Origin of the sequence: Streptomyces albus subsp. albus (assembly GCF_000725885.1) — a bacterium.
Lineage (GTDB): Bacteria > Actinomycetota > Actinomycetes > Streptomycetales > Streptomycetaceae > Streptomyces > Streptomyces albus.
This window is the reverse complement of sequence record NZ_JODR01000013.1, coordinates 133,917-157,901: the sequence shown is the minus strand read 5'-3', so window position 1 is coordinate 157,901 and position 23,985 is coordinate 133,917. Positions and strand designations below refer to the sequence as shown.

The 23,985-nt window shown below is 74.5% G+C and carries 23 protein-coding genes; 8 read left to right on the top strand and 15 right to left on the bottom strand.

Going from position 1 to position 23,985, the window contains the following annotated elements:
* Window positions 1-108 precede the first annotated feature (108 nt).
* Window positions 109-1,290, top strand: coding sequence for a hypothetical protein (locus tag IO40_RS0116235; protein WP_016472405.1), 1,182 nt, complete (start codon window positions 109-111; stop codon window positions 1,288-1,290).
* 292 nt (window positions 1,291-1,582) lie between these two features.
* Here the strand turns inward: IO40_RS0116235 and IO40_RS0116230 are convergent, their stop codons facing one another.
* On the bottom strand, window positions 1,583-2,614 hold the full coding sequence (locus IO40_RS0116230) for a helix-turn-helix transcriptional regulator (RefSeq protein WP_016472406.1): 1,032 nt from the start codon (window positions 2,612-2,614) through the stop codon (window positions 1,583-1,585).
* A gap of 93 nt (window positions 2,615-2,707) precedes the next feature.
* Here IO40_RS0116230 and IO40_RS0116225 point away from each other — a divergent pair, with 93 nt between their 5' ends.
* Window positions 2,708-3,106, top strand: coding sequence for a VOC family protein (locus IO40_RS0116225; RefSeq protein ID WP_016472407.1), 399 nt, complete (start codon window positions 2,708-2,710; stop codon window positions 3,104-3,106).
* Window positions 3,107-3,176: 70 nt separating this feature from the next.
* Here IO40_RS0116225 and IO40_RS0116220 read toward each other — a convergent pair whose 3' ends face one another.
* The 5 genes from IO40_RS0116220 to IO40_RS0116200 all read right to left on the bottom strand — a co-directional run bounded on the left by IO40_RS0116220 (window position 3,177) and on the right by IO40_RS0116200 (window position 8,722).
* Window positions 3,177-4,412, bottom strand: a complete 1,236-nt coding sequence (locus IO40_RS0116220) for a serine hydrolase domain-containing protein (protein ID WP_016472408.1) — start codon at window positions 4,410-4,412, stop codon at window positions 3,177-3,179.
* Window positions 4,413-4,661: 249 nt separating this feature from the next.
* A complete protein-coding gene (locus IO40_RS0116215) occupies window positions 4,662-5,636 on the bottom strand; it encodes an ABC transporter substrate-binding protein (protein ID WP_031026638.1) in 975 nt (324 codons plus the stop codon).
* Window positions 5,633-6,520 (bottom strand): ABC transporter ATP-binding protein, encoded by an 888-nt coding sequence (locus tag IO40_RS0116210; RefSeq protein ID WP_016472410.1) that lies wholly within the window; start codon window positions 6,518-6,520, stop codon window positions 5,633-5,635. Before IO40_RS0116210 ends, IO40_RS0116215 begins: the two co-directional genes overlap by 4 nt.
* The gene (locus IO40_RS0116205) at window positions 6,517-7,596 is read right to left on the bottom strand and encodes a FecCD family ABC transporter permease (protein WP_031175638.1); all 1,080 of its coding nucleotides are present in this window, start codon (window positions 7,594-7,596) and stop codon (window positions 6,517-6,519) included. The genes IO40_RS0116210 and IO40_RS0116205 overlap by 4 nt, the downstream gene beginning before the upstream one ends.
* Window positions 7,597-7,639: 43 nt before the next feature.
* Complete coding sequence (locus tag IO40_RS0116200; protein ID WP_030406726.1) at window positions 7,640-8,722, bottom strand: FecCD family ABC transporter permease; 1,083 nt, start codon at window positions 8,720-8,722, stop codon at window positions 7,640-7,642.
* Window positions 8,723-8,801: 79 nt separating this feature from the next.
* Between IO40_RS0116200 and IO40_RS0116195 the strand changes: the two genes are divergently transcribed.
* Window positions 8,802-9,521, top strand: coding sequence for an HAD family hydrolase (locus tag IO40_RS0116195; protein ID WP_031175637.1), 720 nt, complete (start codon window positions 8,802-8,804; stop codon window positions 9,519-9,521).
* Window positions 9,522-9,710: 189 nt separating this feature from the next.
* On the opposite strand, the gene IO40_RS0116190 is transcribed toward IO40_RS0116195, so the two are convergent.
* Window positions 9,711-9,950, bottom strand: a complete 240-nt coding sequence (locus IO40_RS0116190; RefSeq protein WP_016472414.1) for a hypothetical protein — start codon at window positions 9,948-9,950, stop codon at window positions 9,711-9,713.
* Between the two features lie 294 nt (window positions 9,951-10,244).
* Between IO40_RS0116190 and IO40_RS39435 the strand changes: the two genes are divergently transcribed.
* A complete protein-coding gene (locus IO40_RS39435; RefSeq protein ID WP_016472415.1) occupies window positions 10,245-10,628 on the top strand; it encodes a cold-shock protein in 384 nt (127 codons plus the stop codon).
* A 36-nt stretch (window positions 10,629-10,664) separates the two neighbouring features.
* Here IO40_RS39435 and IO40_RS0116180 read toward each other — a convergent pair whose 3' ends face one another.
* The 4 genes from IO40_RS0116180 to IO40_RS0116165 form a co-directional block, all read right to left on the bottom strand.
* Complete coding sequence (locus tag IO40_RS0116180) at window positions 10,665-11,522, bottom strand: 1,4-dihydroxy-6-naphtoate synthase (protein WP_016472416.1); 858 nt, start codon at window positions 11,520-11,522, stop codon at window positions 10,665-10,667.
* 73 nt (window positions 11,523-11,595) lie between these two features.
* The gene (locus tag IO40_RS0116175) at window positions 11,596-12,273 is read right to left on the bottom strand and encodes a futalosine hydrolase (RefSeq protein WP_016472417.1); all 678 of its coding nucleotides are present in this window, start codon (window positions 12,271-12,273) and stop codon (window positions 11,596-11,598) included.
* A gap of 9 nt (window positions 12,274-12,282) precedes the next feature.
* Window positions 12,283-12,804, bottom strand: coding sequence for a hypothetical protein (locus IO40_RS0116170; protein ID WP_016472418.1), 522 nt, complete (start codon window positions 12,802-12,804; stop codon window positions 12,283-12,285).
* 112 nt (window positions 12,805-12,916) lie between these two features.
* The gene (locus IO40_RS0116165; protein WP_031175635.1) at window positions 12,917-14,365 is read right to left on the bottom strand and encodes an MFS transporter; all 1,449 of its coding nucleotides are present in this window, start codon (window positions 14,363-14,365) and stop codon (window positions 12,917-12,919) included.
* A 276-nt stretch (window positions 14,366-14,641) separates the two neighbouring features.
* Between IO40_RS0116165 and IO40_RS0116160 the strand changes: the two genes are divergently transcribed.
* From IO40_RS0116160 to IO40_RS0116150, 3 genes are all read left to right on the top strand, one after another.
* Window positions 14,642-15,511 (top strand): DUF3027 domain-containing protein, encoded by an 870-nt coding sequence (locus IO40_RS0116160; RefSeq protein ID WP_016472420.1) that lies wholly within the window; start codon window positions 14,642-14,644, stop codon window positions 15,509-15,511.
* A 124-nt stretch (window positions 15,512-15,635) separates the two neighbouring features.
* Window positions 15,636-18,782, top strand: coding sequence for a sacsin N-terminal ATP-binding-like domain-containing protein (locus IO40_RS0116155; protein ID WP_031175634.1), 3,147 nt, complete (start codon window positions 15,636-15,638; stop codon window positions 18,780-18,782).
* 130 nt (window positions 18,783-18,912) lie between these two features.
* The gene (locus IO40_RS0116150; RefSeq protein WP_016472422.1) at window positions 18,913-19,149 is read left to right on the top strand and encodes a hypothetical protein; all 237 of its coding nucleotides are present in this window, start codon (window positions 18,913-18,915) and stop codon (window positions 19,147-19,149) included.
* A gap of 63 nt (window positions 19,150-19,212) precedes the next feature.
* Here the strand turns inward: IO40_RS0116150 and IO40_RS0116145 are convergent, their stop codons facing one another.
* From IO40_RS0116145 to IO40_RS38805, 3 genes are all read right to left on the bottom strand, one after another.
* Entirely contained in the window at window positions 19,213-21,582 is a 2,370-nt protein-coding gene (locus tag IO40_RS0116145) for an HAD-IC family P-type ATPase (protein WP_016472423.1), read from the bottom strand.
* Window positions 21,583-21,693: 111 nt separating this feature from the next.
* Window positions 21,694-21,945 (bottom strand): DUF2530 domain-containing protein, encoded by a 252-nt coding sequence (locus tag IO40_RS0116140; protein WP_030406735.1) that lies wholly within the window; start codon window positions 21,943-21,945, stop codon window positions 21,694-21,696.
* Window positions 21,946-22,131: 186 nt separating this feature from the next.
* Complete coding sequence (locus IO40_RS38805; RefSeq protein ID WP_033228971.1) at window positions 22,132-22,317, bottom strand: hypothetical protein; 186 nt, start codon at window positions 22,315-22,317, stop codon at window positions 22,132-22,134.
* On the opposite strand from IO40_RS38805, the gene IO40_RS0116135 reads away from it, so the two are divergent.
* Window positions 22,307-23,626 carry an NCS2 family permease gene (locus IO40_RS0116135; protein ID WP_033228972.1) on the top strand — a complete coding sequence of 440 codons (1,320 nt, stop codon included), beginning with the start codon at window positions 22,307-22,309 and terminating at the stop codon, window positions 23,624-23,626. The two genes, IO40_RS38805 and IO40_RS0116135, sit on opposite strands and share 11 nt — an antisense overlap.
* 34 nt (window positions 23,627-23,660) lie before the next feature.
* Here the strand turns inward: IO40_RS0116135 and IO40_RS33615 are convergent, their stop codons facing one another.
* Window positions 23,661-23,891, bottom strand: a complete 231-nt coding sequence (locus IO40_RS33615; RefSeq protein ID WP_016472426.1) for a hypothetical protein — start codon at window positions 23,889-23,891, stop codon at window positions 23,661-23,663.
* Between the last annotated feature and the right edge of the window lie 94 nt (window positions 23,892-23,985).

Here is a 23,985-nt window from a genome sequence, read left to right as displayed (position 1 = left end):
GCCGGTGGCGCCTTCGCGGCGCCGGAGCGGTGCACTCCCTCGCGAGGGGGATCGCGCGGTACCGTCGTGCCGGAGGCAGATGAAGGGCTGACAGGCTGCGGGGACTTGGTGGGGATCGAGAGCGACCAGCTCGTGTTCGACTATCTGAGCCGGGTCGGCGACCTGGCGCACAGCACGCGCATGTCCGCCGCCGAGCGGGCCAGGCTGGTGGGCGGGCTGCGCGGCGAGATCGACAAGGCGCGGGCCGCGGAGGGCGGCGCGGTGACCAAGGCCGCCGTGCGCAAGATCCTCGACCGTATCGGCCGGCCCGAGGACGTGGTGGCCGCCGCGGCCGGCGGGGAGAGCCCCCGGCCCCCCACGCCCTCACCCTCCCCTTCCGCCCCGTCCGGTGCGACGGGAGCGGACACGCCGCCGTCCCGGCCCGCCTTCCCCTTCCGGCGCCGTGACGACAAGGGCGACGGGGACGGCAAGGGCGGCAAGGACGGCAAGGGAGCCACCGTCGGCTCCGTGGGCGGCGGGCCCGAAGTGCCGCTCCCGCACCGGCCGTCGGTGCCCGCCCAGCGCACGGGGACGCCCACCGCCGCCTTCGGCGCCTCCTCCCCGCACCTGGCGAGCCTGGACGAACTCGGCCCCGAGGACACCGACCCCGACTGGTGGCGCGTCGACACGGGCCCCTTCGGCTCCGGACCGGGCGCCGGCACCATGGCCGCCGGGGGGCCGGTGCCCGGCTTCACCGGCGGCATCGAACTGCCGGAGATCCTCAAGCCCCCGCCCGGCGACGGGGACAAGTCCGCAGCGCCCTCGGCGCCGGCCGCGCCGGGTGCCGAAGGCGGCGCGCAGCCGGTCGAGCAGGTGGTGCCGCCACCCGCCAAGGCCACCGGGCTGGGCGCCCTGCTGCTGTGGCGGCGCGGTCTGCGCGGCAACAAGGGCGAACGCGTCGGCCGCCGGGGCGGTTTCGTCGAACTCGCCGCAGCCGCCCTGCTGGTGGCCGGCGCCGTCATCGGCTCCCTGGTTCCGCTGGCAGCCGGCTGGCTGGCCGCCTGGTGGTCGCCCCGGCTGAGCCGTACGGAGGCGAAGTGGGCCACCCTCGGCATGCCCGGGATCGTCGCGGCTGCCGGGGGCGTCTGGCTGTGGGGCCGCATGGAGGGCCGCTGGGGCGAACGGATCGCCCAGGGAGGGGACGCGCTCGGCACGGCCCTGGGCGACACCTTCCCCGTTCTGCTCCGCGCCGCCGCGGTGGCCAGCGCCGTGTACCTGATCTGGCGCTCCCGCCGCCCCACAGAAGCCTGACGCCGGCCCGCCCGCCGCGCCGGCGTCCCCCGCTGTCCTGACCGCCTGGACGCCGCCGCGCCCTGCGGCCCCGCCCGGCGGCTGCCGTCTCGCCCTCCGCCTGGCGGGGCGGACCCGCGTTCGGGCCGACTGGCAGGCGCCGTGCCCTGCGCTCCCACCCGGCGGTGGTACCGCCTCCGCCCTCTCGCCCTCCGCCCGGCTGGGCGGCACCCCCGCTGGGCGGCACCCGCCCAGCGGCCCCGCCGCGCCGGCGTCCCCGGCCGCCCTCCAGCCGGCCCCGGCTGAGCCCCCCTCACCGCAGCCGTTCCGCGTCGTCCGGCTCGGCGCGGGCGCAGGACGCGAGGCGGTCGGCGAAAGCGGTGACGAGGGCGCGGAGTTCGGCGGGGCGCTCGATGACGAACGGCCGGTCGAGCGAGGCGAGTACGGGAGGCAACCAGTCGAGCCGCTCGGCCCGCAGCTCGACGCGCAGCCAGCGTTCGGCCGTCCGGTCCTGGCCCGCGGCCGGCTCGTGTTCCTGGATTCTCGCGACGCCGGCGGGCAGGCGGGCGCGGATCTGCTCGACCGTTCCGTGGATCCGCAAGGTCACCTCGTGCCGGTACTCGGCCGTGGCGAACGCGGACAACAGGCGCTGCGCCGGGTCGGGCCCGTCGGGCGCTTCGAACGAGCCGGGCAGGGTCCGCGCGTCGGCGATGCGGTCGAGCCGGAAGGTGCGGTCCTCGCCGAGCACGGCGTCCGCGCCGGTGACGTACCACCGGCCCGCGTGGGCGACGATCCCGTACGCGTGCAGTGTGCGTTCGCTGCGCCGTCCGTCGCGGTCGGTGTAGCGGATCGAGACGGGCCGGTGGTGGCGTACCGCGTCGGCGAGGGTGAGCAGGACGCCGGTGTCCGGGGTGGCGGGTTGTCCGGTCTGTCCTGGTTGTCCGGGCTGTTCCGTGAAGGTGAGGGATTCCAGGAGCGTGTCGAGTCGGCGGGCGATGTGCCGGGGCAGTACCCGCCGGATCTTCGCCGTCGCCGTCTCGTTCGCGGTGCGCTGCGCCGTCGTCAGCCCGGTGCGGCGGCCGGCGACCAGGCCGAGCAGCACGGCCAGCGCCTCGTCGTCGCCGAGCATGAGGGGCGGCAGGCGGTATCCGGGAGCGAGCCGGTATCCGCCGTAGCGGCCCCGCACCGATTCGACGGGCACGTCCAGGTCGATCAGCTGGTCCACGTAGCGCCGTACGGTGCGCCCTTCGACTCCGAGCCGGTCGGCCAGTTCGGCCACCGTCCGGGTGCCGCCCGACTGCAACAGCTCCAGGAGGGTCAGCACGCGGGCGGTGGGTCGGGACATACACGCAGCCTAGCCGGGTTACCGGACCGATTCTGTCCAGTATTTCTCCTACGCTGCGTCGTGCACGCCTCCGGCACGACCTAGGAGATTCCCATGGAGTTCGTCTCGATCCGCATCATCACCGGCGACGTGGCCCGCCTCGTCGCGTTCTACGAGCGGGCCACGGGGGTGCGGGCGACATGGGCCACCGACGAGTTCGCCGAACTCAGGACCGCGAACGCCACCCTCGCCATCGCCGGCACCGGCACCGTCCCGCTCTTCGGCCCGGGCTCCGCCCGCCCGGCGGAGAACCACAGCGTGATCATCGAGTTCCTGGTGGACGACGTGGACCGCGTGCACCAGGACCTGACCGGTTTCGTCGACGAGTTCGTCGGCGGGCCCACCACGATGCCCTGGGGCAACCGGTCGCTGCTGTTCCGCGATCCCGACGGCAACCTCGTCAACTTCTTCACCCCCGTCACCCCGGCGGCCGTCGAGAAGTTCGCACGCTGACGCCGCGCCGCCCCCCGATGCGGCCCCCGGCCGCACAGCCGGGGTGTTCCGCTCAGCGGCGCGGCGCGTTTCAGCGGCCCCGGCCGTCCCGGCCGGGCTTCCCGTCCCGGCCGCACAGTGCGTGGTCGACCAGGCGGCGGGTGGCGACGTTGAGACGTGTCTGGTCGGGGGCGCCGCCGTCGCTGGTGACGGAGACGGTGACCGCGCGGCGGCCGTCGGCGGTGACGCCGGTACGGGTGTAGGTGCCGAAGCCGTCCCCCTCGTGGTGCCAGTAGCGTCCGCCGCAGCTGAGCGGGTTGTCCCGCAGGCCCAGTCCGTAGCCGCCCTGCGGCCAGGCGGCGAGGTCGTCGGGGTCGTCGGTGCGCGCGACCGTCCGCCGCATCTGGGCGAGCCGGTCGCGGGGCAGCAGCTTGCCGCTCATCAGGGCCCGGTAGAAGGCGTCGAGGTCGGCGGTGGTGCTGACGACGGCGGAGTCGGCGGTGTGCTGGATGGTGTGCTCGGTGACGTCGGTGGGCTTCGGCTTCCCGTCCGGGCCCGGCAGCGGCAGGGTGACGCGCGCGTGCGGGCCGCGCAGGGACGGGTCGGTGTCCGTGACGAAGGTCTGCCGCAGACCCAGCGGTGCGATGACGCGGTCCTCGACCTGTTCGCGCCAGGACCGCCCGTCCGCCTTCTCGGCGATCATCCCGGCCAGCAGGTAGTTGGTGTTGGAGTACGCCCAGCGCCGGTGTGTGCCGTCGGGGACGAAGTGCGGTGCGTGCTTCATGGCGACGGCCACGAAGTCGCGGGCCGGTGTGGCATCGCGGCGGTGCGCTTCGAAGTCGGTGAGCGCGGCGCCGAGTCCGGGGTCCTCCACGTAGTCGAACAGGCCGCTGGTCTGCTGGAGCAGGTCGCGGACGGTGATGCGGGACCCGTCGTTGCCGTTGCCGGACACGACGCCCGGCAGCCAGGACTCCACCGTGTCGTCGAGGGACAGCCTGCCCTCGTCGGCCAGTTGCAGCACGACGACGGCCGTGAAGGTCTTGGTGACGCTCGCGGCGCGGAACCGCGCCTCCCACGGCACCGGCCGCCCGGCCCCGGCGCGGGCCCGCACCGTGCGGTGGCCGTCCTGCACCTGTGCCAGGACCTTGACCTGGCCGCCGCCCGCCTCGCGCACGGCCGCCACGTCCCGCTGGAGAGCACGGTGCGCGGACGGTGCGGCGCTCCCGGCCGCGGCGGGCGGTGCCGTGACGAGCCCTGCCAGTACGGCGGCGGCCCCCACCGTCGCCGCCGTCCACCGTGCCGTCCGTCCACCGCTGCGTGTGCGCATGGCGTGCCCCCTCCTGTCCGGCGGGCCGTGGCCGGTCCGCCGGTGTCCGTGAGGGCCCTTCGCCCTCCCCGCACACAGCGAACCAGCCGCCGGCCGCGGTTCCGAGGGCGTCAGGACCCGGGACGGGGGTGGACCTGGCACCACCCCGGGCGGGGCGGTACGCGGCCCCCCGGAGCGCGGACTGCACCCCGGGCGGGGCGGTACGCGGCCATCCGGAGCGCGGACCGGCCCCGAGGGGAGGTCACTCGGTCACTTGGTGAGGTGCTGTTCCAGCTCGTCGAGGATCTTGTCGGCGGCGGTGTAGCCGATGCCCTGGATCCACAGTTCGTCGTCGACGTGGAAGGCGCGGCCGTTCTTGACGGCGCGCATGTTCTTCCACAGCGGGCTCTTGACCGCCTTGGCCTCGCCGGACTTCCCCGGGTCGCCCCAGGAGGTGTAGAAGACGACGTCGGCGTCGCCCTTGTCGACCTGTTCGGGGCTGACGTCCATCGCCAGGCCGCCGTAGTCCTTGGCCTGCCGGGCGGCCGGCGGCCGGGAGAGGCCGACGTCCTTCAGGAGGGTGGCGATGTACGCCTTCTCGCCGTAGACGCGGGTGTCGGCGCCCTCCTGGAAGCGGATGACGCTGGTCTCGATGCCGGCGGCCTTCTTCTTCCCGCCCAGTGCCTCGGTGACCCGCCCGGTGTGGTCCGCGTAGTCGGCCAGCACCTTCTTCGCCTCGGCCTTCTTGCCGAGTGCGTCGGCGTGCACCTGGAAGTTCTCCTTCCAGGGGTAGCCGGTGGTCTTCGTCATCACGGTGGGCGCGATCTTCGACAGTTCGTCGTAACGGCTGCCGTCGCGTTCCTTGTTGGTGAGGATGAGGTCCGGCTTGAGGGCGAGGATCTTCTCCAGGCTCGGCTGGGCGATCACGCCGACGTTCTTGATGCCCTCGACCTTGTTGCGGGGCAGGTAGCCGAGGAACGGCTTGCCGGGCTGGGCGGTGGTGGCGCCCACCGGTGTGACGCCGAGGGTGATGGCCGAGTCGAGTTCGGCGGTGTCCAGGGTGACGACCCGCTCGGGGTGGTCGGGGACCTTCACCGGGCCGTTGACGGTCCGCACGGTGTGCGTCCCGCCCTTGGCGTCCTTGCCGGATTCCTGGCCGGAGTCCTGGCCGGAGCCGCAGCCGGTGAGGGCGAGCGCGGAGGCGAGGAGGAACGCCGTGCCCGCGGCGGTGGTGGTGACCTTCACGAGGTGGCCTTTCGCAGCGATCGGGAGGACGGGCCGCCGGCGGCGGGCACCTGGGCGGCACCGTCCGCCTGCCAGGGCGCCCCGGGGACGACGAGCGGGTCGCCGGTGACGGGGCAGGGCACCACGACCGCCTCCAGCCCGAACACCTCGCGTACCAGGTCCGCGTCCACGATGTCCGCGGGCCGCCCGCGGGCGATCACGCGGCCGTCCTTCATGGCGACGAGGTGATCGGCGTAGCGGGTGGCCTGGTTGAGGTCGTGCAGCACCATCACCACTGTGCGACCGCGCTCGCGGTTGAGCTGCCGCACCAGGTCGAGCACCTCGACCTGGTGGGCGATGTCCAGGTAGGTCGTCGGTTCGTCGAGCAGCAGCAGATCCGTGTCCTGGGCGAGCGCCATCGCGATCCACACGCGCTGCCGCTGGCCGCCGGACAGCTCGTCCACGGGCCGGTCGCCCAGTGCGGTGACGTCCGTGCGTTCCATCGCCTCGGTGACCGCCCGTTCGTCCTCCTCGGACCACTGCTGCCACCACCGCTGGTGCGGCTGGCGGCCCCGCGAGACGAGGTCGGAGACGGTGATGGCCTCCGGTGCGACGGGCGACTGGGGCAGCAGCCCGATGGAGCGGGCGATGGTGCGGGTGGGGGTGCGGGCGAGCTCCGCGCCGTCCAGCAGTACGGCGCCCGCACGGGGTTTGAGGAGCCGGCCCAGTGCCCGCAGGGTGGTGGACTTCCCGCAGGCGTTGGGGCCGACGACGACGGTGACCTCGCCGTCGGGTATCGCCAGGTCGAGCTCCTCCACGACGGTGCGGTCCTCGTAGGCGAGGGTCAGACCGCGCGCGGCCAGCCGGGTGGAGGCGTCGGGGACGGTGGAAACGGAAGCACTCATCGAACGGCCCCCCTCGGGCTCTTCCTACGGGCTCCGCCGGTGCGGACGATCAGCCAGATGAGGTACGGCGCCCCCACGGCGGCCGTCAGCACGCCGACCGGCAGTTCCGTCGGGGCGAACAGTTTGCGGGCGAGCAGGTCCCCGAACGTCACCACGAACGCGCCCATCAGCGCGGAGGACAGCAGCGGGATCTGTGCCGTCCGGGTGAGCCTGCGGGCGATCTGCGGGGCGAGCAGGGCGACGAAGTCGACGGGGCCGGCCGCGCCCGTCGCCACGGAGGCCAGCACCACCCCGGTGAGCACCAGGCCGAGCCGTACCCGGCCCAGCCGGACGCCGAGGGCGGTGGCCGTGTCGTCGTCGAGCGTGACGTTGCGCATGGCGCGCGCCGACCAGACCACCAGCGGCAGCATCACCAGCAGGGCGACGGCCAGTGGTCCCGCCTGGTCCCAGCCGCGGCCGTTGAGGGAGCCGGTCATCCACACCTTGGCCTGCTGGGCGACCAGGTAGTCGCCCTTGGTGAGGAACAGCTGGGTCACCGACCGCAGCGCCACCGAGATGCCGATGCCGATCAGTACGAACCGGCCGGCGTGGAGGCCGCCGCGCCAGGCGAAGACGTACACGAGCGCGGCGGCGGCCAGACCGCCGGCGGTCGAGAGGTAGGGCAGGGTGGTGTACGAGGTGATGCCGAACGTCATCGCGCCCACGGTCAGCGCGGAGGCGCCGTGGGTCACCCCGATGATCTCCGGGCTGGCGAGCGGGTTGCGGGCCACGGTCTGGATGAGCGCGCCGGCCACGCCCAGCGCGGCACCGGCCAGCAGGCCGACCGTCATCCGGGGCATGCGCAGGGTCTCGACGACCAGTTCGTCGGGGGAGGGCCGGCCCAGCAGGACTCTTATGACCTCCACCGGGGAGACGGTCGTCTCACCGAGGGTCAGGGCGGCGATCACGGCCGCGCACAGCGCCACCGCCAGCGCGCAGGCGACGACGGTGGCCCGCCGGTGCACCAGCCAGGAGGCGGAGCCCGTGCGCGCCAGCGCGTAACCGGCGGGGCGGGTGCGGGTGGCGGGGGCGCTCATGTCCACACCCCTGTGGACGGTGTGCGGCGCCCTGTCGAGTACGTCATGCCGCGACCGCCTTCCGCCTCACCAGCGTCACCAGGAACGGCACGCCCACCAGGGCCGTCATCACCCCGGCGGGCACCTCGCCGGGCGGCATCACCAGGCGGCCGACGACATCGGAGACCAGCAGCACCACGGGGCCCAGCACGGCGGCCATGGGCAGCAGCCAGCGGTGACCGCCGCCCACCAGGGCCCGCGCCATGTGGGGCACGGCCAGGCCGACGAACGCGAGGGGGCCGGCGGCGGCCACCCCGGCGCCGGTCAGCACGGTGGCGCCGAGCCCTCCGACGATCCGTACGGTGCCCACCCGCGCTCCCAGGCCGCGGGCCACGTCCTCGCCGAGCGCCAGGGCGTCCAGACCCCGGGCGACGGAGAACACCAGCACGGCTCCGGCGACCAGGAACGGCCACACCTGGGCGGCGATGGCGGCGTCCCGGCCGGCGAGCGAGCCGACCTGCCAGAAGCGGAACTCGTCCAGGGCGGCGGCGCGGGTCGTCAGGATGCCCGAGACGACGGCGACGAGCAGCGCGTTGACGGCGGCGCCGGACAGTGCGAGCTTGACGGGCGTCGCCCCGCCGCGGCCCCGCGCGGCGACCGCGTAGACGGCCAGGGCCGCCACGCCGGCGCCGACGAAGCCGAACCACACGTAACCGCTGAGGGTGTGGACGCCCGCGAACGCGATGGCGCACACCACGCCGACGGCCGCCCCCTGGCTGACGCCGAGGATGCCGGGCTCGGCGATGGGGTTGCGGGTGAGGCCCTGCATGACGGTGCCGGCCAGCCCCAGTGCGGCGCCGACCATGACGCCGACCAGGGTGCGCGGCAGCCGCATGCTGCGGACGACCTCCGCGGCGTTGCTGTGCCCGCCGTGCAGCAGCGCGTCCCACACGGCGGACGGCGCGACCGCGCGGCTGCCCAGGGCGAGGCTCAGCAGGACGGCGAGGGCGAGCGCGACGAGACCGGCCAGCACCCATGCCAGCCGGCGGGTGACGCCGCCCCGCTGCGGTGCGGGGGAGCGCGGAGCCGTCCCGGCCGGCGCACCGGTGGCCCGGGAGGGCGGGCTGGGCGCGGGTACGGCTGGCATGGTGGCTTGTCCTCAATAGTCAGGTTAGGCACGCCTAAGTCTTAGGCAGCTCACAGTGTAAGGCGTAGGGCACGGCACAATGTTCGCCATGGTTTCGCACGCTTCGTCCCCGTCCCCCACACCCTCCCCGGCACCGTCCGGGCAGCCCGGGCAGTCCGGTCAGGAGGCCGCCACCGGCCCGGTGGTCGGCTTCGACCTCGACATGACGCTCATCGACTCCCGGCCCGGTATCCACGCCACCTGGCGCCGGCTCTCGGCGGAGACGGGCGTGCCCATCGACGCGGACCTCGTCGTCACCCGGCTCGGGCCGCCCCTCGTGCAGGAACTGGCCCACTGGTTCCCCCAGGAGGACATCCCGGCGATGGCCGAGCGGTACCGCGCGCTGTACCCGGACCACGCGATCGAGCCCTCCGACGCCATGCCGGGCGCCCGCGCCGCACTGGAGGCGGTCCGCGCGGCGGGCGGACGCACCCTCGTCGTCACCGCCAAGTACGGGCCCAGCGCGCGGCTGCACCTGGACCACCTGGGGCTGGAGCCCGACGTGCTGGCCGGCGACCTGTGGGCCGAGGGCAAGGCGGAGGCGCTGACGGCGCACGGCGCGACCGTGTACGTCGGCGACCACGTGGGGGACGTGCGGGGTGCGCGGATGGCCGGGGCCGTCTCGGTGGCGGTCGCCACCGGCCCCTGCGACGAGAAGGAACTGTCCGAGGCCGGCGCCGACGTGGTCCTGCCCGGCCTGGAGTCCTTCCCGGACTGGCTGACCGCTTTCCTGCACGACGGCGGACCGGCCACCGCCTGAGCCGTCTGCCGGACGGCAGTCGCTCCGTCTGCGGCTCCGCCTGCGGCTGCCGCTCGCCCGCCGCTGGGCGCCCGGAACGGCCCCGGCCCCTCGGGCGGTTGCCGTCCCGTCGAATACGTCTGTGAACCGCGTCACTGACCGCGCGGCACGGTGACCCTCCGGCGGCGGGGCCGCCCCGCCGCCAAAGGATCAGGCGTCCTGCGCGGTCCGCCGCTGCGCCAGTGCGGAGCGGACGACACCGGCCCCGGCCAGCAGGAAGCCGAGGCCCATCAGCATGCAGACGAAGTAGGCGGGCGCCGGGAACGGCTTGGTGCCCAGGAACAGCGGGGCGACCGTGACGACCGTGGCCACGGCGCCGATCAGGAAGACGATCCCGCCGATACGGACAAGAAGATCACCGGCGGACGGAGTTTCAGCATTCACCCACACAGGGTAGATCCGGGGACGGGTGCTCCGGCTCAGGGGCACCCGGCCGACCCGAGCGGGAGGCCCGGCCCGGCTCGGCGACGCACCTCCCGTCCGACGGCACCTTGCCACGGCGCCCGGGGCCATTAACCTTGGTGGTGGCGGGTCATGCGGCCCGCCCGACTGCTATCCGGGGGGTCGGGGGCCGGGATCCACAGTGGAGTCCGGGGCCTGTCCGCCTCAGCACAGCAGAGCCAGCCAGTATCCGACAGCCGCAGCCCCGGTGTTTTCCGGACGAGTACGAGGACGAGGACAGACGTGCCTACCGGCAAGGTCAAGTGGTTCAACAGTGAGAAGGGCTTCGGCTTTCTCTCCCGCGACGACGGCGGTGACGTCTTCGTGCACTCGTCCGTGCTCCCGGACGGCGTGGACACGCTCAAGCCCGGTCAGCGCGTGGAGTTCGGCGTCGTCGCCGGGCAGCGCGGTGACCAGGCGCTCTCCCTGACCCTGCTGGATCCGACCCCGTCGGTGGCGGCGGCGCTGCGCCGCAAGCCCGACGAGCTGGCCTCGATCGTGCAGGACCTCACCACACTGCTCGACGGCGTCTCCCAGTCGCTGGAGCGGGGCCGCTACCCCGACAAGCAGCAGGGCCGCAAGATCGCCGGCATGCTGCGCGCGGTCGCCGACCAGCTCGACGTCTGAGGGCCCACCCGGCCGGCGACCGCACGCGGGCGCCGGTCAGGGGAAGGCCAGCGCTTCCGGGCCGAGGGGCGGCACCAGCCCCTCGGCCGCCGCACGGTCGAGCAGGCCGCGGACGGCCGCGTAGCCGTCGTCGCCCAGGTTCTCGGTGAACGCGTTCACGTACAGACCGATGTGCTGCTCGGCCACGGCCGGGTCCATCTCCTGCGCGTGCTCCAGCACGTAGGGCCGGGACGCGTCCGGGTCCTGCCACGCCATCCGCACGGAGGTGCGGATGGTCTCCGCCAGCGAGCGCAGCGTCTTGGTGCCCAGTGAGCGCTTGGCGATGATGGCGCCCAGCGGGATGGGCAGGCCCGTGGTGGCCTCCCAGTGCTCGCCCATGTCGGCCAGCTTGTGCAGCCCGTACTGCTGGTAGGTGAAGCGGGCCTCGTGGATGACGAGCCCCGCGTCGACCGCGCCGTCCCGTACGGCGGGCATGATCTCGTGGAAGGGCAGCACGACGATCTCGCCCACGCCGCCGGGCACCTCGGCGGCGGCCCACAGCCGGAAGAGCAGGTAGGCGGTGGAGCGTTCGCTGGGGACCGCCACCTTCTTGCCGCTCAGTGCCGCAGCGTCGCCGGGCTCGCCGGTGAGGACCAGCGGGCCGCAGCCCCGGCCGAGTGCCCCGCCGCAGGGCAGCAGCGCGTACTCCTCCAGCACCCACGGCAGCACCGCGTAGGACACCTTCAGCACGTCGAGTTCGCCGCGTTCGGCCATGCCGTTGGTGACGTCGATGTCGGCGAACGTGACCTGCGGCGGGGCCGCGTCCGGCACCCGGCCGTGCGCCCACGCCTCGAAGACGAACGTGTCGTTGGGGCAGGGCGAGTAGGCGATCGATACGGGGGCTGTTATGGCCATGACGGGCATCCTTCCGTGTGGTGCTCCCGGGTAGGGGCGGCCGGTGCCGCGGCGCGGCCGTCGCCGGGCCGGGCTATCCGGCCAGCTTGCCGAAGGCCGTGGAGAGCGCGGCCAGCGCCTGCGGGATGCGCCAGGCGGCGCGGTTCCGCAGGCCGACGGCGTTGGAGACGGTGCGGACCTCCAGGACGGGGGTCGGGGCGGAGTGCGCGGCGACGGCCTCCGCGACGCCGAAGCCCTCCATCGCCTCCGCGGCGGCATCCGGATGCCGCGCCAGCAGCTGTGCGGCGCGCTCGTCGGTGCCGGTGGTGGTGGAGACGCTGAGCACGGCACCGGTCCTGGCGCCGGCCGCCTCGGCGGCGGCCGAGACCACAGCGGGCGGGGGCCGGTGCTCGACGGCGCCGAAACCGAGGTCGGCGACGGAGGCGAAACCGGCCGGGGACTGCGGGGTGGGCGGCAGTTCGGCGCCCAGGTCGGCGGCGACGATGCGGTCGGCGACCACCGTGTCGCCGACGTGGACGCCGGCGGCGGCGAAACCGCCGGCGATACCGGCCGCCACCACCAGGTCGTAGGGGCGGCCCGCGTGGCGGGCCGTCAGCAGGGCGGCGGTGGTGCTCGCCGCCACAGCGGCGGGGCCGACGCCGCCGGCGACGACCTCGACGCGCGGGCCCATGCCCCGCGTCGCGGTCGCCACGGCGTCACGCTCCGCCGGTACGGCGCACACGACGAGCACCCGCTCGAACGCTGCGAGCACCGCTGTCGCCTACTCCCCGGTCTTGTTCTTCAGGTTGACGTGCCAGATCCCGTTGAAGTCACCGCCGGACGTCTGCACGACGGTGACCTGGACGTTCTTCGACGGCGCCGACGGCTGGCCCGACTGGGACTGCTGCTGGAAGAACGCTTCGCCGGGGAAGGAGTAGTACGTCTTCTTCAACGGCTCGGGCAGCGCGGGCTTCCCGTCGACCAGGACGAGCCAGCCGTCCTCGGCGGTCTTGGGGTCCACACCGATCCGCAGCTTGTCACCGGTGCCGACGGAGATCGTCTTCTCGGCCTTCTTGCCGAGGCACTTGCGTACGTCGTCCTGCGGGATCGCCTTGCCGTCGTCGTAGCAGGCGGCTTCGGTGGAGACCGAGTCCCCGCCCACCGTCGCGGTCACCATGGGCGTCGGCTGCTCGCACGCCGAGAGAGCGACGAGGCCGAGCGAAGCGGCACCGAGGGCGGCGGCGGTGCGCATCCCCCGCCGCGACTGTGACGACATGCGGCCCTGCCGCGCGAGCTTGCTCATGCGGGCAGGCTATCGGGCGACCGCCGCAGTGCGTCGCGGGGGTACGGCGTGCCGTGTCACCGCCCGCGCGCGGGTGACGGCCCCGCCGCGTCCCGTCGTACGTGCCGCGCCGTCACGAGAGGCGGGCGCGGGGCCCGCCGCGCCGGGCCGCGGCCAGCAGCCCCCGCACGGAGACGGCCACCCCGGCGGCGACCACCCCGGCGGCCACGCCCGTGCCGAGCCGGCCGGCCAGCGGCAGCACCATGGCCAGCCCGCCGCCGAGCACCCAGGACATCTGCATCAGCGTCTCGGAGCGGGCGAAGGCGGAGGTGCGGACCTGCTCGGGCACATCGCGCTGGATCAGCGCGTCCAGCGACAGCTTGCCCAGCGCCTGGACGATGCCGGCCGTGGCGGCGACGGCGGTCACCGCGACGGGGCCGTAGAACACCGTGGCGGCGACCGTCACCCCGAGCGCGCAGAACAGCACAGCCGTGATGATCACCTCGGGGGCGCGGGCCCGCAGCCAGGCGCCCAGTGCGGTGCCCAGGGCGTTCCCGCCGCCGGCCGCCACCCCGGCCAGGCCCAGCGAGACGGCGGCCGAGAGCCCGTGGAGGGGGTGCTCGCGCAGCAGGAACGCCAGGAAGAAGGTGAGGAAGCCCGACAGGCCGCGCAGCGCGGCGTTCGCCGAGAGCGCGTTGAGCACGGCACCGCCGACCGTCCGCAGCCCGGGGCGGGGCGCACCTTCGCGCCGCTGCGGCTCCCCGGCGCCCCCACCCTCGCGGGGCCGCCGCTCCCCGGAGCCCGCACCGGACCGGGCGGGCTCCGTGCCCTCCCCGTCCCCGGGCTCCGCGCTCTTGGTCAGCCGGGCGGGTCGCTCGCCCTTGGCCGAGTCGACCTTGGGGTCGAGGGAGAAGGAGAGGAACGTCCCCACCAGGAACAGCACGAAGGCCCCGTACAGCGGCCAGCGGGCGCCCAGCGCGTGCAGCCCCGCGGCGGCCGGTGCGGCGGCGCCGGTGGCCAGCAGCCCGGCGAGCGTGACCCGCGAGTTCGCCTTCACCAGCGAGATCCGCGGCGGCAGCAGCCGGGGCACCACCGCCGAGCGCACCACCCCGTACGCCTTGGAGGAGACCAGCACCCCCAGGGCCGCCGGGTACAGCTCCAGCCCTCCCGTGGCCACCGCGCCCGCCATGCTCAGGGCGAGCAGGGCGCGGGCCAGCATGGCGGCGGCCATCGCGGCGCGCCGCCCGTGCGGGAGGCGGTCCAGCAGGGGGCCGACGACGGGGGCGAGGAGGGCGAAGGGCGCCATCGTCACCGCCAGGTAGAGGGCGACCCGTCCGCGGGCCTCGCCCGTGGGAACGGAGAAGAAGACGGTGGAGGCGAGCGCGACGGTGATGAGCATGTCGCCCGCCGAGTTGACGGCGTGCAGTTCGATCAGTTTGCCGAGTCCGGACTCCCCGGCGCCGCCCGCGTGGGTGGCGCGCCGGATACGGCGTGCCAGGGCCGCCGGCGGGCGCCGCAGCGCACGGCCGGCGCGGCGGGCCGCGCTCGGTTTGCTGCGTTTGCCGGGCTTGTCGACAGGCACGCAGTTCAGTGTGCCCCACGACACGCGCCCGGTTCGTGCCTTCTCGCGGCCCCGGCGGCCCGGTCCGACGGCTGGCTGCGGATTCCCCGGGTGACCCTGTGGGGTAGCGTGGGTGAACGGTGCGCACCGTATGGCCTTTGAGCGCGGGCGCGGACGTCGCAGCGGCCACCCGGTCCCGCTCCGTCCCCGACCCCGCCCCTCCACTCGTGGCCGTCCGGGCAGCGCACGCCGACAACGGCGCTACGGCGTAGGAGAGACGATTTCTGTGAGTGCTGCATGAGTGCCGCGACCCGGAGAACGAGCCCGGGCGCGCGGAGCCGGCGCGCCCCCGACCGACTGTGCGCCGAGGCCGTGGAGCTGGCCAGGGCCGCGGCCGAGGAGACGGCGGGGCCCGGCGCGGTCGGTGCCTGGCTGGAGGCCGTCGCCGACGCGGACCGTGTGGTCACCCACTTCTTCGAGGCCCAAGAGCCCGGCTACCGGGGCTGGCGCTGGGCCGTGACCGTGGCCCGCGCCTCCCGCGCCAAGAACGTCACCGTGGACGAGTCCGTGCTGCTGCCCGGCCCCGACGCCGTGCTGGCACCCGAGTGGGTGCCCTGGAGCGAGCGGCTGCGCCCCGGCGACCTGGGCCCCGGCGACCTGCTGCCGACCGACGCGGACGACCTGCGGCTGGAGCCGGGATTCACCGGTGAGGACGAGCCGCTGCCCGACTCGCCCGTCGCCGACCGGCCCGGCGACGCGGGGCCCTCGCGTGCGGCGATCGCCGCCGTCGCCGAGGAGATCGGCATGGGCCGCCCCCGGGTGCTGTCCCGGTTCGGGCTGCACACCGCCGCGGACCGCTGGGAGGAGTCCTACGGCCCCAAGACCCCGATGGCGCAGGCCGCCCCCGCCAGCTGTATGAGCTGCGGCTTCCTGGTGCCGATGGCCGGCTCGCTGCGGCAGGCGTTCGGGGTGTGCGCCAACGAGTACAGCCCCGCCGACGGGCACGTCGTCTCCCTCTCCTTCGGATGCGGCGGCCACTCCGAGGCGGCCGTGATGCCGCGTACCCCGCAGCCGCCGCCCCCCGTCGTCGACGAGACGGTGGCCGACCCGCTGGGCCCGGCCGAGGAACCCGGCGGCGACGGCCCGGGCAGCACCCCGGCCGGCTGAGCCGGGGCGGGGGCCGCCGCCGCGTGCCGTAACCTTCCCTCTCGCCCTGCACCGAGGTACCGCCTCCGGTGCCGGGCCCACGGGGTGACGGGGACGGACACGAGTGTCGAGGAGGCCGGTGGCGATGGACACGGTGGGGGACTCGTTCGGGACGGCGCTGCTGCGGCAGCGGGTACTGGACGCCTGGCAGGCGTCGGCGGCCCGGTTCCGGGAGGACGCCAACGCCGAGCAGGACCTGGCGCTGGGCGGCTACCGCGACCGCCTCGTGGTCGAACTGGCGCAGAACGCCTCCGACGCCGCCGCCCGCGCCGGGGTGCCCGGCCGGCTGCTGCTCACCCTCGACGGCGACGGCACGCTGCGCGCGGCCAACACCGGCCGGCCGCTGGACGCCGCCGGGGTCGAATCGCTCTCCACCCTGCGGGCCTCCGCCAAGCGCGACGAGCCCGGCGAGGCGCCCGTCGGCCGGTTCGGGGTCGGCTTCTCCGCCGTCCTCGCCGTCACCGACGAACCGTCCGTCGTCACCCGGGACGGCCAGGGGGTGCGCTGGTCCCTCGAAGAGGCCCGCGAACTGACCCGGCGGGCCGCCGCCGACAGCCCCGAGCTGGCCGCCGAACTGGCCCGCCGTGGCGAGCACGTACCGCTGCTGCGGCTCCCGCTGCCCGCCACCGCCCCCGCCGGCGCGGTGCCCGAGGGGTACGACACCGCCGTGCTGCTCCCGCTGCGGGACGAGGCCGCGCAGGCCCTCACCCGCAGGCTGCTGGAGTCCGTGGACGACGCGCTGCTGCTCGCCCTGCCCGGCCTGGCCGAGGTCGTCGTGGAGCTCGACGGCACCACCCGCACCCTCACCCGCCACGACGAGGACCCCTACGTGCGGATCGCGGACTCCGCCGCCGGCACCACCCGCTGGCGGCTGGCCCGCGACAGCGGCGTCACCGACCCGGAGTTGCTGGCCGACCGCCCGGTGGAGGAGCGCACCCGCCCCGTGTGGACGGTGACCTGGGCGGTGCCGGTGGACGAGGACGGCGCCCCGCGCGAGCCGCGCACCGCCGCCTGTGTGCACGCCCCCACCCCGACCGACGAACCTTTGGGGCTGCCCGCGCTGTTGCTGGCCTCCTTCCCGCTGGAGCCCACCCGCCGCCACGTCGCGCCCGGCCCGCTGACCCGGTTCCTGCTCACGCGGGCCGCCGACACCTACGCCGCGCTGCTGCGCGACTGGCAGCCCGTCTCCACCGCCACCCTCGGCCTGGTGCCCGGACCGCTGGGACTGGGCGAGCTGGACGGCGAGCTGCGCGCACTGGTGCTGGAGCGGCTGCCCGAGGTGCCGTTCCTGGCCGCCGCCGCCTCGCACCGCGACGAGCAGGGCGCCGAGGAGCCGTACGCGCTGCGGCCCCGCGACGCCGAACTGGTCGAGGGCGCGAACGCCGCCACCGTCGCCGTGCTCGCCGAGCTCTTCCCCAACCTGCTGCCCGCCGGGCTGGAGCGCCGCACCGAGCTGCGGGCCCTCCAGGTCGCCCGCGTCCCGCTGGGCGAGGCCATTGACCGGCTCACCGGCGTGGAGCGGGACCCGGGCTGGTGGTGGCGGCTCTACGACTCCCTCACCGGGATCGACCCCGACCGGCTGACGGGGCTCCCGGTGCCGCTCGCCGACGGCCGCACCACCGTCGGGCCCCGCCATGTGCTGCTGCCGCTGCCCGACGGCGCCGCCGGGCCACAGCGGCTGGCCCGCCTCGGGCTGAAGGCCGCCCACCCCGACGCCGTCCACCCGCTGCTGGAGAAGCTGGGCGCCACCCCCGCCACCCCGCGGGCCGTGCTGACGACCCCGCAGGTGCGGGCCGCCGTCGCCGCCTCGCTGGACGCGGAGGAGAGCTGGGAGGACGAGGACGAGGGCGCCCCGGGCCCCGAGGAGCTGGCCGAGACCGTCCTCGGCCTGGTGCGGGACGCACATCTGGCGCCCGGTGACGAGCCCTGGCTGGGGGCTCTGGCCCTGCCCGACGAGGACGGCGAGCCGGCCCCGGCGGCCGAACTCGTGCTGCCGGGCAGCCCGTTCGCGCGGGTGCTGCGCGAGGGCGAGCTGGCCGCCTGTGCCGAGGAGCTGGTCGAACGCTGGGGCGAGCAGCCGCTGACGGCTGTCGGCGTGCAGGCCGGTTTCGCGCTGGTGCGGGCCGAGGACGTGGTGCTGGACCCGGACGGCTTCGAGCCCCGCGACACCGACTACCCCGAGCCCGACGACGCGGGCCTGCTGGACGCGGTGGACGTGTGGTGCGAGGACGTGCTGGACCAGCTCGCGGCGGACGCCGGCGAGGACGCCCTCGCGGTGCCCCCGGTGGCCGTCGAACTGGTGGCCGTCCGCGATCTGGACCTGGTGGACGACGCGTGCTGGCCCGAAGCGCTGGCCATGCTGGCGCAGCCGCCGCTGCGGGACGCCCTCACCACCCCGGTGCAGGTGCGGCTCGGCGACGGCACCGTCACCGATGTGCGGCCCTACACGGCCTGGTGGCTGCGCGGGCACCCCGTGCTCGACGGGCGCCGCCCGGCGGGGCTGCGGGCGGCCGGCGGCGACGTACTGCTGCGCGGCCTGTACGAGGAGGCCGACGCGGGCGCCGTCACCGACGAGCGGGTGCTGCGGGCGCTCGGCGTACGCACCACCGCAGCCGCGCTGCTGGCCGAGCCCGGCGGCCCCGCCGAACTGCTGACCCGGCTGGCCGACCCGGCGCTGCCCGTGGGCCGCGCCCAGCTGCACGGCCTCTACACCCTGCTGGCCTCGGCCGGACTGGACCCGGCCGAGGTGACGCTCCCGGAGGACCTGCGGGCCGTCCGCGACGGGGAGACGGTGGTCGTGGAGGCCGCCGAGGCCCTGGTGGCCGACGCGCCCGACACCCTGCCGCTGCTCACCGGCCGCCCCCTGCTGCCGGTGGCGCCGCCCGCCGCCGCGGACCTGGCCGAACTGCTGGAGGTCCGCCGCGCGAGCGAGGCGGTCGCGCAGCTGGTGCCGGCCGGGGAGGGGACGCGGCGTGCGGTGCCGGCGGCGGTGCGGGACCTGCTGCCGGACGCCCCGGCGTACTACGTGGAGCACGACGAACTGCTGGTCGGCGGCGTGGACCTGCACTGGCGGCGCACCCCGGACGGCACCGTGCACGCGGCCACCCTGGAGGGGCTCGCCTCCGCGCTGGCCTGGGCGGCCGGCGCCTGGCCGCGCCGCTTCGAGGTGATGGCCCTGCTGGAGGACCCGGACCGGGCGGCGGAGCTGGCCAGGGACCGCTGGTTCGACTGAGCGCCGGGCCCCCGGCCGCGCCCGGTGACCGCTCCAACGGGTGCGCACCGGGTGGCCGAGACCGGGGCGTGGGGGTGGGGCGGCGGGGTAACGATGTCTCGCCCACCCCCGAGCTTCCGAGGAGAGCGGCATGCCCGTCTGCGAGGTCTGTCGGAACGACTACCCCCACACCTTCGAGGTCCGTGCCGCCGGCCAGGTGCACGTCTTCGACTGCCTGGAGTGCGCGGCGCACCGGATGGCGCCCGTGTGCGAGAACTGCGGCTGCCGCATCCTGGGGCACGGCATGGAGTCCGAGGGCCGGTACTTCTGCTGTGCGCACTGCGCCCGTGCCCAGGGCCGCACCGAACTGGCCGACAGCGCACCGTAGGAGGGGCGCGCCGCCGCAGCCGGGTGGCGGTCCCGGCCCGCGCGGCCGGGGCCCGCGCCGGGGTCAGGCCGGGACGGTGCGGGCCACCCAGCGCCAGGCGGCCTCCAGCAGGGCGCCGGCCACCACGGCCACGCCCACGGCCGTCCACGGCAGGGTGGTGCCGACGAGCTTGAGGGCGAAGAACCGCTGGAGCCAGGGGGTGGCCAGCACCACCAGGAACCCCACCCCCATGGCCAGCACCAGCAGCACCCGCCACCAGGTGTAGGGCCGCGCCACGATGGCCAGCACCCACATCGCGATCAGGAAGAGGGTCAGGGTCGCCACGCTGGTCTCGGCGGCCAGCGCGCCGGGCCCGTGGTAGTGGTGCCGGGCCAGCAGATAGGTGGCGAAGGTGGCCGCCCCCGCGATCAGCCCGCACGGCACGGCGTACCGCAGCACCCGCCGCACGAAGTGGGGCCTGGCCCGCTCCCGGTTGGGCGCCAGCGCCAGGAAGAAGGCGGGGATGCCGATGGTCAGGGAGGACAGCAGGGTCAGATGCCGGGGCAGGAACGGGTAGGGGACGTGCCAGCAGATGACCAGGAGGGCCAGCAGCACCGAGTAGACCGTCTTGGTCAGGAACAGGGCCGCGACGCGTTCGATGTTGCCGATGACACGCCGGCCCTCGCCCACCACGGACGGCAGCGTGGCGAAGCTGTTGTTCAGCAGCACGATCTGCGCCACGGCCTTGGTCGCCTCGGAGCCGGAGCCCATGGCCACCCCGATGTCGGCGTCCTTGAGGGCCAGGACGTCGTTGACGCCGTCGCCGGTCATCGCCACCGTGTGCCCGTCGGCCTGGAGGGCGCCGACCATCTGCCGTTTCTGCCGCGGGGTGACCCGGCCGAAGACGGTGCCCTCGCCGACCGCGCGGGCCAGCCCTTCGTCGGGGGCGGGCAGCTGCCGGGCGTCCACGGGCCGCTCGGCGCCGGGCAGGCCGAGCTTGCCGGCGACGGCGCCGACCGAGACGGCGTTGTCGCCGGAGATCACCTTGGCCTGGACGTCCTGCTCGGCGAAGTAGGCCAGGGTGGCGCGGGCGTCGGGGCGCAGCCGCTGTTCGAGGACGACGAGGGCCGCCGGGTGCGCGGCGGGCGGCCGGTTCGCCTCGCCGTCGGGGAGCCGGCCGTCGGCGGGGCGGGCCAGCAGCAGCACCCGCAGTCCCTGCCGGTCGAGCTGTGTGACGTCCGCGAGCACCGGGTCGCCGGCGGGCAGCAGCACGTCGGGCGCGCCCAGCAGCCAGGCGTCGGTCCGGCCGTCGGGCCCGGTGACGGCGACGCCGCTGTACTTGCGGGCCGAGGAGAAGGGGAGGGAGCCGGCGGGCCGCGGACCGTCCGGCGCGCCGGTGCCGGGCGGGTACGCCTCGACGATCGCCTGGAGGCTGGCGTTGGGGTGCGGTTCGGCCGCGCCGAGGGCCCGCAGGGCCGTGTCGATGTCCTCCTGCGTGGTGGTGCCGAGGGGGCGGACCTGCTGGACGTCCATGCCGCCCTCGGTGAGGGTGCCGGTCTTGTCGAGGCAGACGACGTCCACCCGGGCCAGGCCCTCGATGGCGGGCAGCTCCTGGACGAGGCACTGTTTGCGGCCGAGCCGGATGACGCCGATGGCGAAGGCGACGGAGGTGAGCAGGACCAGCCCCTCGGGCACCATAGGGACGATGCCGGCCACCATGCGGCGCACCGCCTCGGGCGCGTCGTGGCGTTCGACGACCAGTTGGCTCAGGACGAGCCCGAGCGCCGCGGGGACCATCATCCACGTGATGTACTTCAGCAGGACGCTGATGCCGCCGCGCAGTTCGGAGTGGACGAGGGTGAAGCGGCTGGCCTCCTCGGTGAGCCGGGCCGCGTAGGCTTCGCGGCCCACCTTGGTGGCGGTGAAGGCGCCGCTGCCGGCGACCACGAAGCTGCCCGACAGGATGCGGTCGCCGGGCTGTTTGACGACCGGGTCGGACTCGCCGGTCAGCAGGGACTCGTCCACCTCCAGGCTGTCGGCCTCCGTCACCTCCCCGTCGACGACGCATTTCTCGCCGGGGCGCAGCTCGATCAGGTCGCCGAGCACGATGCGGTCGGTGGGCAGTTCGACGGTGGTGCCGTCGCGGCGCACCCGGGGGCGGGCCTCGCCGATCACGGCGAGGCTGTCGAGGGTCCGTTTGGCGCGCAGTTCCTGGATGATCCCGATGCCGGTGTTGGCGACGATCACGAACCCGAAGAGGCCGTCCTGGACGGGGCCCACGATCAGGATGATCAGGAAGAGCACACCGATGATCGCGTTGAAGCGGGTGAAGACGTTGGCGCGGACGATGTCCGCCGCGGACCTGCTGCTGCGGGCGGGGACGTCGTTGACCTCGCCGCGCGCGACGCGTTCGTCGACCTCGGCGCTGGTGAGACCTTGGCCCGGTTTCGTCATGTTCCGACGGTACGGGGGCGGCGGCGGGTCGGCGGAGGGTGCGCGCCGGGGAGGGCCGGGGCGCGGGCCGCGCCCACCCGTTCCGCCCCGGGGGCGGGGGACAGGGCGGGCTCAGCCGTCCTGGGACCGCTTGATGGCCGCGTCCCGGGCGCGGACGTACCAGATGCCGACGCAGCCCAGGCCGGCGCCGGCGGCGCAGGTCCACAGCCACCAGGTGTGGCCGTGGTCGGCGTACCAGCCGTAGAAGGGGAGCTGGACGAGGAAGAGGACGAGCCAGACCAGGGTGCCGGTGACGACGGTGGCGACGACGTTGCCCTCCAGCGGTTCGGGGGCCTCGCGCTCGCCGTTGGTCCACTTGTCCATGAGGCCCATCGTCGCGGCTCCCTCGTTCCCTCGCCTGTCTGCGGTGCCCAGCCTAGCGAGGTCGGTCACAGCGGCCGGGGGCGGAGTTGGCGATCAGTGCGTTCGTTTGTTCATACTGAAAGCAACCGGATATGGCGCGTTTCTTTCGTGTGAAAGTACAAACCTGTCCGTCGCTCCTCCTTTCCTTCAGCACGTACCGAGGTCCCGCATGTCCGCTTCGGCCAGTCCGGTCGACTCCCAGGGAGCCCCCCAGGGGACTCCGCCCACCTCCTCCTCCGCGCTCGACCGGTTCTTCAGGATCTCGGAGCGCGGCTCGACCGTGAGCCGGGAGCTCAGGGGCGGGCTGGCGACGTTCTTTGCGATGGCGTACATCATCGTGCTGAACCCGATCATCCTCGGGGCGGGAACCGATAAATTCGGTCACCAGCTGGACAACGGTCAGCTGGTCACCGCCACCGCGCTGATGGCGGGGCTCACCACGCTGCTGATGGGCGTCATCGGCAACGTCCCCATCGCGCTGGCCACCGGTCTGGGCATCAACGCCGTGGTCGCGCTCCAGCTCGCCCCCAAGATGTCCTGGCCGGACGCCATGGGCATGGTGGTGCTCGCCGGCATCGTGCTGATGCTGCTGGTCGCCTCCGGTCTGCGGCAGCGCGTCATGGACGCCATCCCCGCCGGACTGCGCCGGGCCATCGCCATCGGCATCGGCCTGTTCATCTCGCTGATCGGCCTGGTCGACTCCGGCTTCGTCACCCGCAACCCGGACGCCGCCAAGACCACCGTGCCGCTCGGGCTCGGCGTGGGCGGTCAGCTCCAGGGCTGGCCGGTGCTGGTGTTCGTGCTCGGGCTGATCCTGATGTTCGTGCTGACGGTGCGGAAGGTCAAAGGCGCCATCCTCATCGGCATCGTGGCCATGGCGGTCGTCGCCATCGTGATCAACGCCGTCGCCGAGATCCCGGACGCCTCCTGGGGCCTGTCGGTGCCCACCGTGCCCGACTCGGTGGTCGGCACCCCCGACTTCGGGCTGGTCGGTGACATCAGCCTGTTCGGCGGCTTCCACGAGGTGGGCTGGCTGACCGGCTGCCTGTTCGTCTTCACCGTGCTGCTGTCCGGCTTCTTCGACGCGATGGGCACCATCATCGGCGTCGGCCAGGAGTCCGGGCTGGCCGACGAGCGCGGCCAGCTGCCGCGCATGGGCCGCATCCTGTTCATGGACGGTGTCGGTGTCGCGGCCGGCGGTGTCGGCTCCTGCTCGGCCAACACCTGCTTCGTGGAGTCCACGGCCGGTGTCGGTGAGGGCGCCCGTACCGGGCTGGCCAACGTGGTGACCGGTGGATTGTTCCTCCTCGCGCTCGTCTTCACCCCGCTGGCGAAGGTGGTGCCCTCCCAGGCGGCGACGCCGGCGCTGCTCGTCGTCGGCTTCCTGATCATGGCCTCGAACGTGCGGGACATCGACTGGTCCGACGCCAGTGTGGCCATCCCGGCGTTCCTGACGATCGTCTCGATGCCGTTCACCTACAGCATCACCAACGGCATCGGCATCGGCGTGATCGCCTTCGTCGTGCTGCGGGCCGCCTCCGGCCGGTTCCGTGAGGTGCCGTGGCTCCTCGACGTCGTCGCCTTCTGCTTCCTCGTCTACTTCCTGCTGAACCCGATCCAGCAGGTGCTCGGTGTGAGGTGACCAGGGGCCCGGGGCCGGGGGTGTCCCGGGACGGTCATGCCGAGCGGCCGTAGAAGCGCTCGGTCTCCTCGACGGACGCCTTGAACCGTTCGTCGAAGTCGTCGCGGATGAGCGTCCGGACCACGTAGTCCTGGACGCTCATTCCGCGTTTTTGGGCGCGTTCCGTCAGCCGGTCCAGCAGGGCGGCCTCGATACGGAGGCTGAGCACCTGCGAGTCGGGCTGGGCACGGTGGCCGTCGCCGAACGGCCGGGTCGGACTGTTCATACGACAACGGTCGCCAACCCGCCCGGTCCGCTGCCCCACAAACGTGTCCGGACTCACTCGTACGTGTGATCCGCGGCGGGTAAACCCGTTGGTC

Bases quoted from the DNA above. Each gene is read 5' to 3' on its own strand.
- IO40_RS0116230 (WP_016472406.1), bottom strand. From the start codon at position 2,614: ATGTCCCGACCCACCGCCCGCGTGCTGACCCTCCTGGAGCTGTTGCAG.
- IO40_RS0116225 (WP_016472407.1), top strand. From the start codon at position 2,708: ATGGAGTTCGTCTCGATCCGCATCATCACCGGCGACGTGGCCCGCCTC.
- IO40_RS0116220 (WP_016472408.1), bottom strand. From the start codon at position 4,412: ATGCGCACACGCAGCGGTGGACGGACGGCACGGTGGACGGCGGCGACG.
- IO40_RS0116210 (WP_016472410.1), bottom strand. From the start codon at position 6,520: ATGAGTGCTTCCGTTTCCACCGTCCCCGACGCCTCCACCCGGCTGGCC.
- IO40_RS0116205 (WP_031175638.1), bottom strand. From the start codon at position 7,596: ATGAGCGCCCCCGCCACCCGCACCCGCCCCGCCGGTTACGCGCTGGCG.
- IO40_RS0116200 (WP_030406726.1), bottom strand. From the start codon at position 8,722: ATGCCAGCCGTACCCGCGCCCAGCCCGCCCTCCCGGGCCACCGGTGCG.
- IO40_RS0116195 (WP_031175637.1), top strand. From the start codon at position 8,802: ATGTTCGCCATGGTTTCGCACGCTTCGTCCCCGTCCCCCACACCCTCC.
- IO40_RS0116180 (WP_016472416.1), bottom strand. From the start codon at position 11,522: ATGGCCATAACAGCCCCCGTATCGATCGCCTACTCGCCCTGCCCCAAC.
- IO40_RS0116170 (WP_016472418.1), bottom strand. From the start codon at position 12,804: ATGAGCAAGCTCGCGCGGCAGGGCCGCATGTCGTCACAGTCGCGGCGG.
- IO40_RS0116160 (WP_016472420.1), top strand. From the start codon at position 14,642: ATGAGTGCCGCGACCCGGAGAACGAGCCCGGGCGCGCGGAGCCGGCGC.
- IO40_RS0116155 (WP_031175634.1), top strand. From the start codon at position 15,636: ATGGACACGGTGGGGGACTCGTTCGGGACGGCGCTGCTGCGGCAGCGG.
- IO40_RS0116150 (WP_016472422.1), top strand. From the start codon at position 18,913: ATGCCCGTCTGCGAGGTCTGTCGGAACGACTACCCCCACACCTTCGAG.
- IO40_RS0116145 (WP_016472423.1), bottom strand. From the start codon at position 21,582: ATGACGAAACCGGGCCAAGGTCTCACCAGCGCCGAGGTCGACGAACGC.
- IO40_RS0116140 (WP_030406735.1), bottom strand. From the start codon at position 21,945: ATGGACAAGTGGACCAACGGCGAGCGCGAGGCCCCCGAACCGCTGGAG.
- IO40_RS0116135 (WP_033228972.1), top strand. From the start codon at position 22,307: ATGGCGTACATCATCGTGCTGAACCCGATCATCCTCGGGGCGGGAACC.
- IO40_RS38805 (WP_033228971.1), bottom strand. From the start codon at position 22,317: ATGTACGCCATCGCAAAGAACGTCGCCAGCCCGCCCCTGAGCTCCCGG.
- IO40_RS33615 (WP_016472426.1), bottom strand. From the start codon at position 23,891: ATGAACAGTCCGACCCGGCCGTTCGGCGACGGCCACCGTGCCCAGCCC.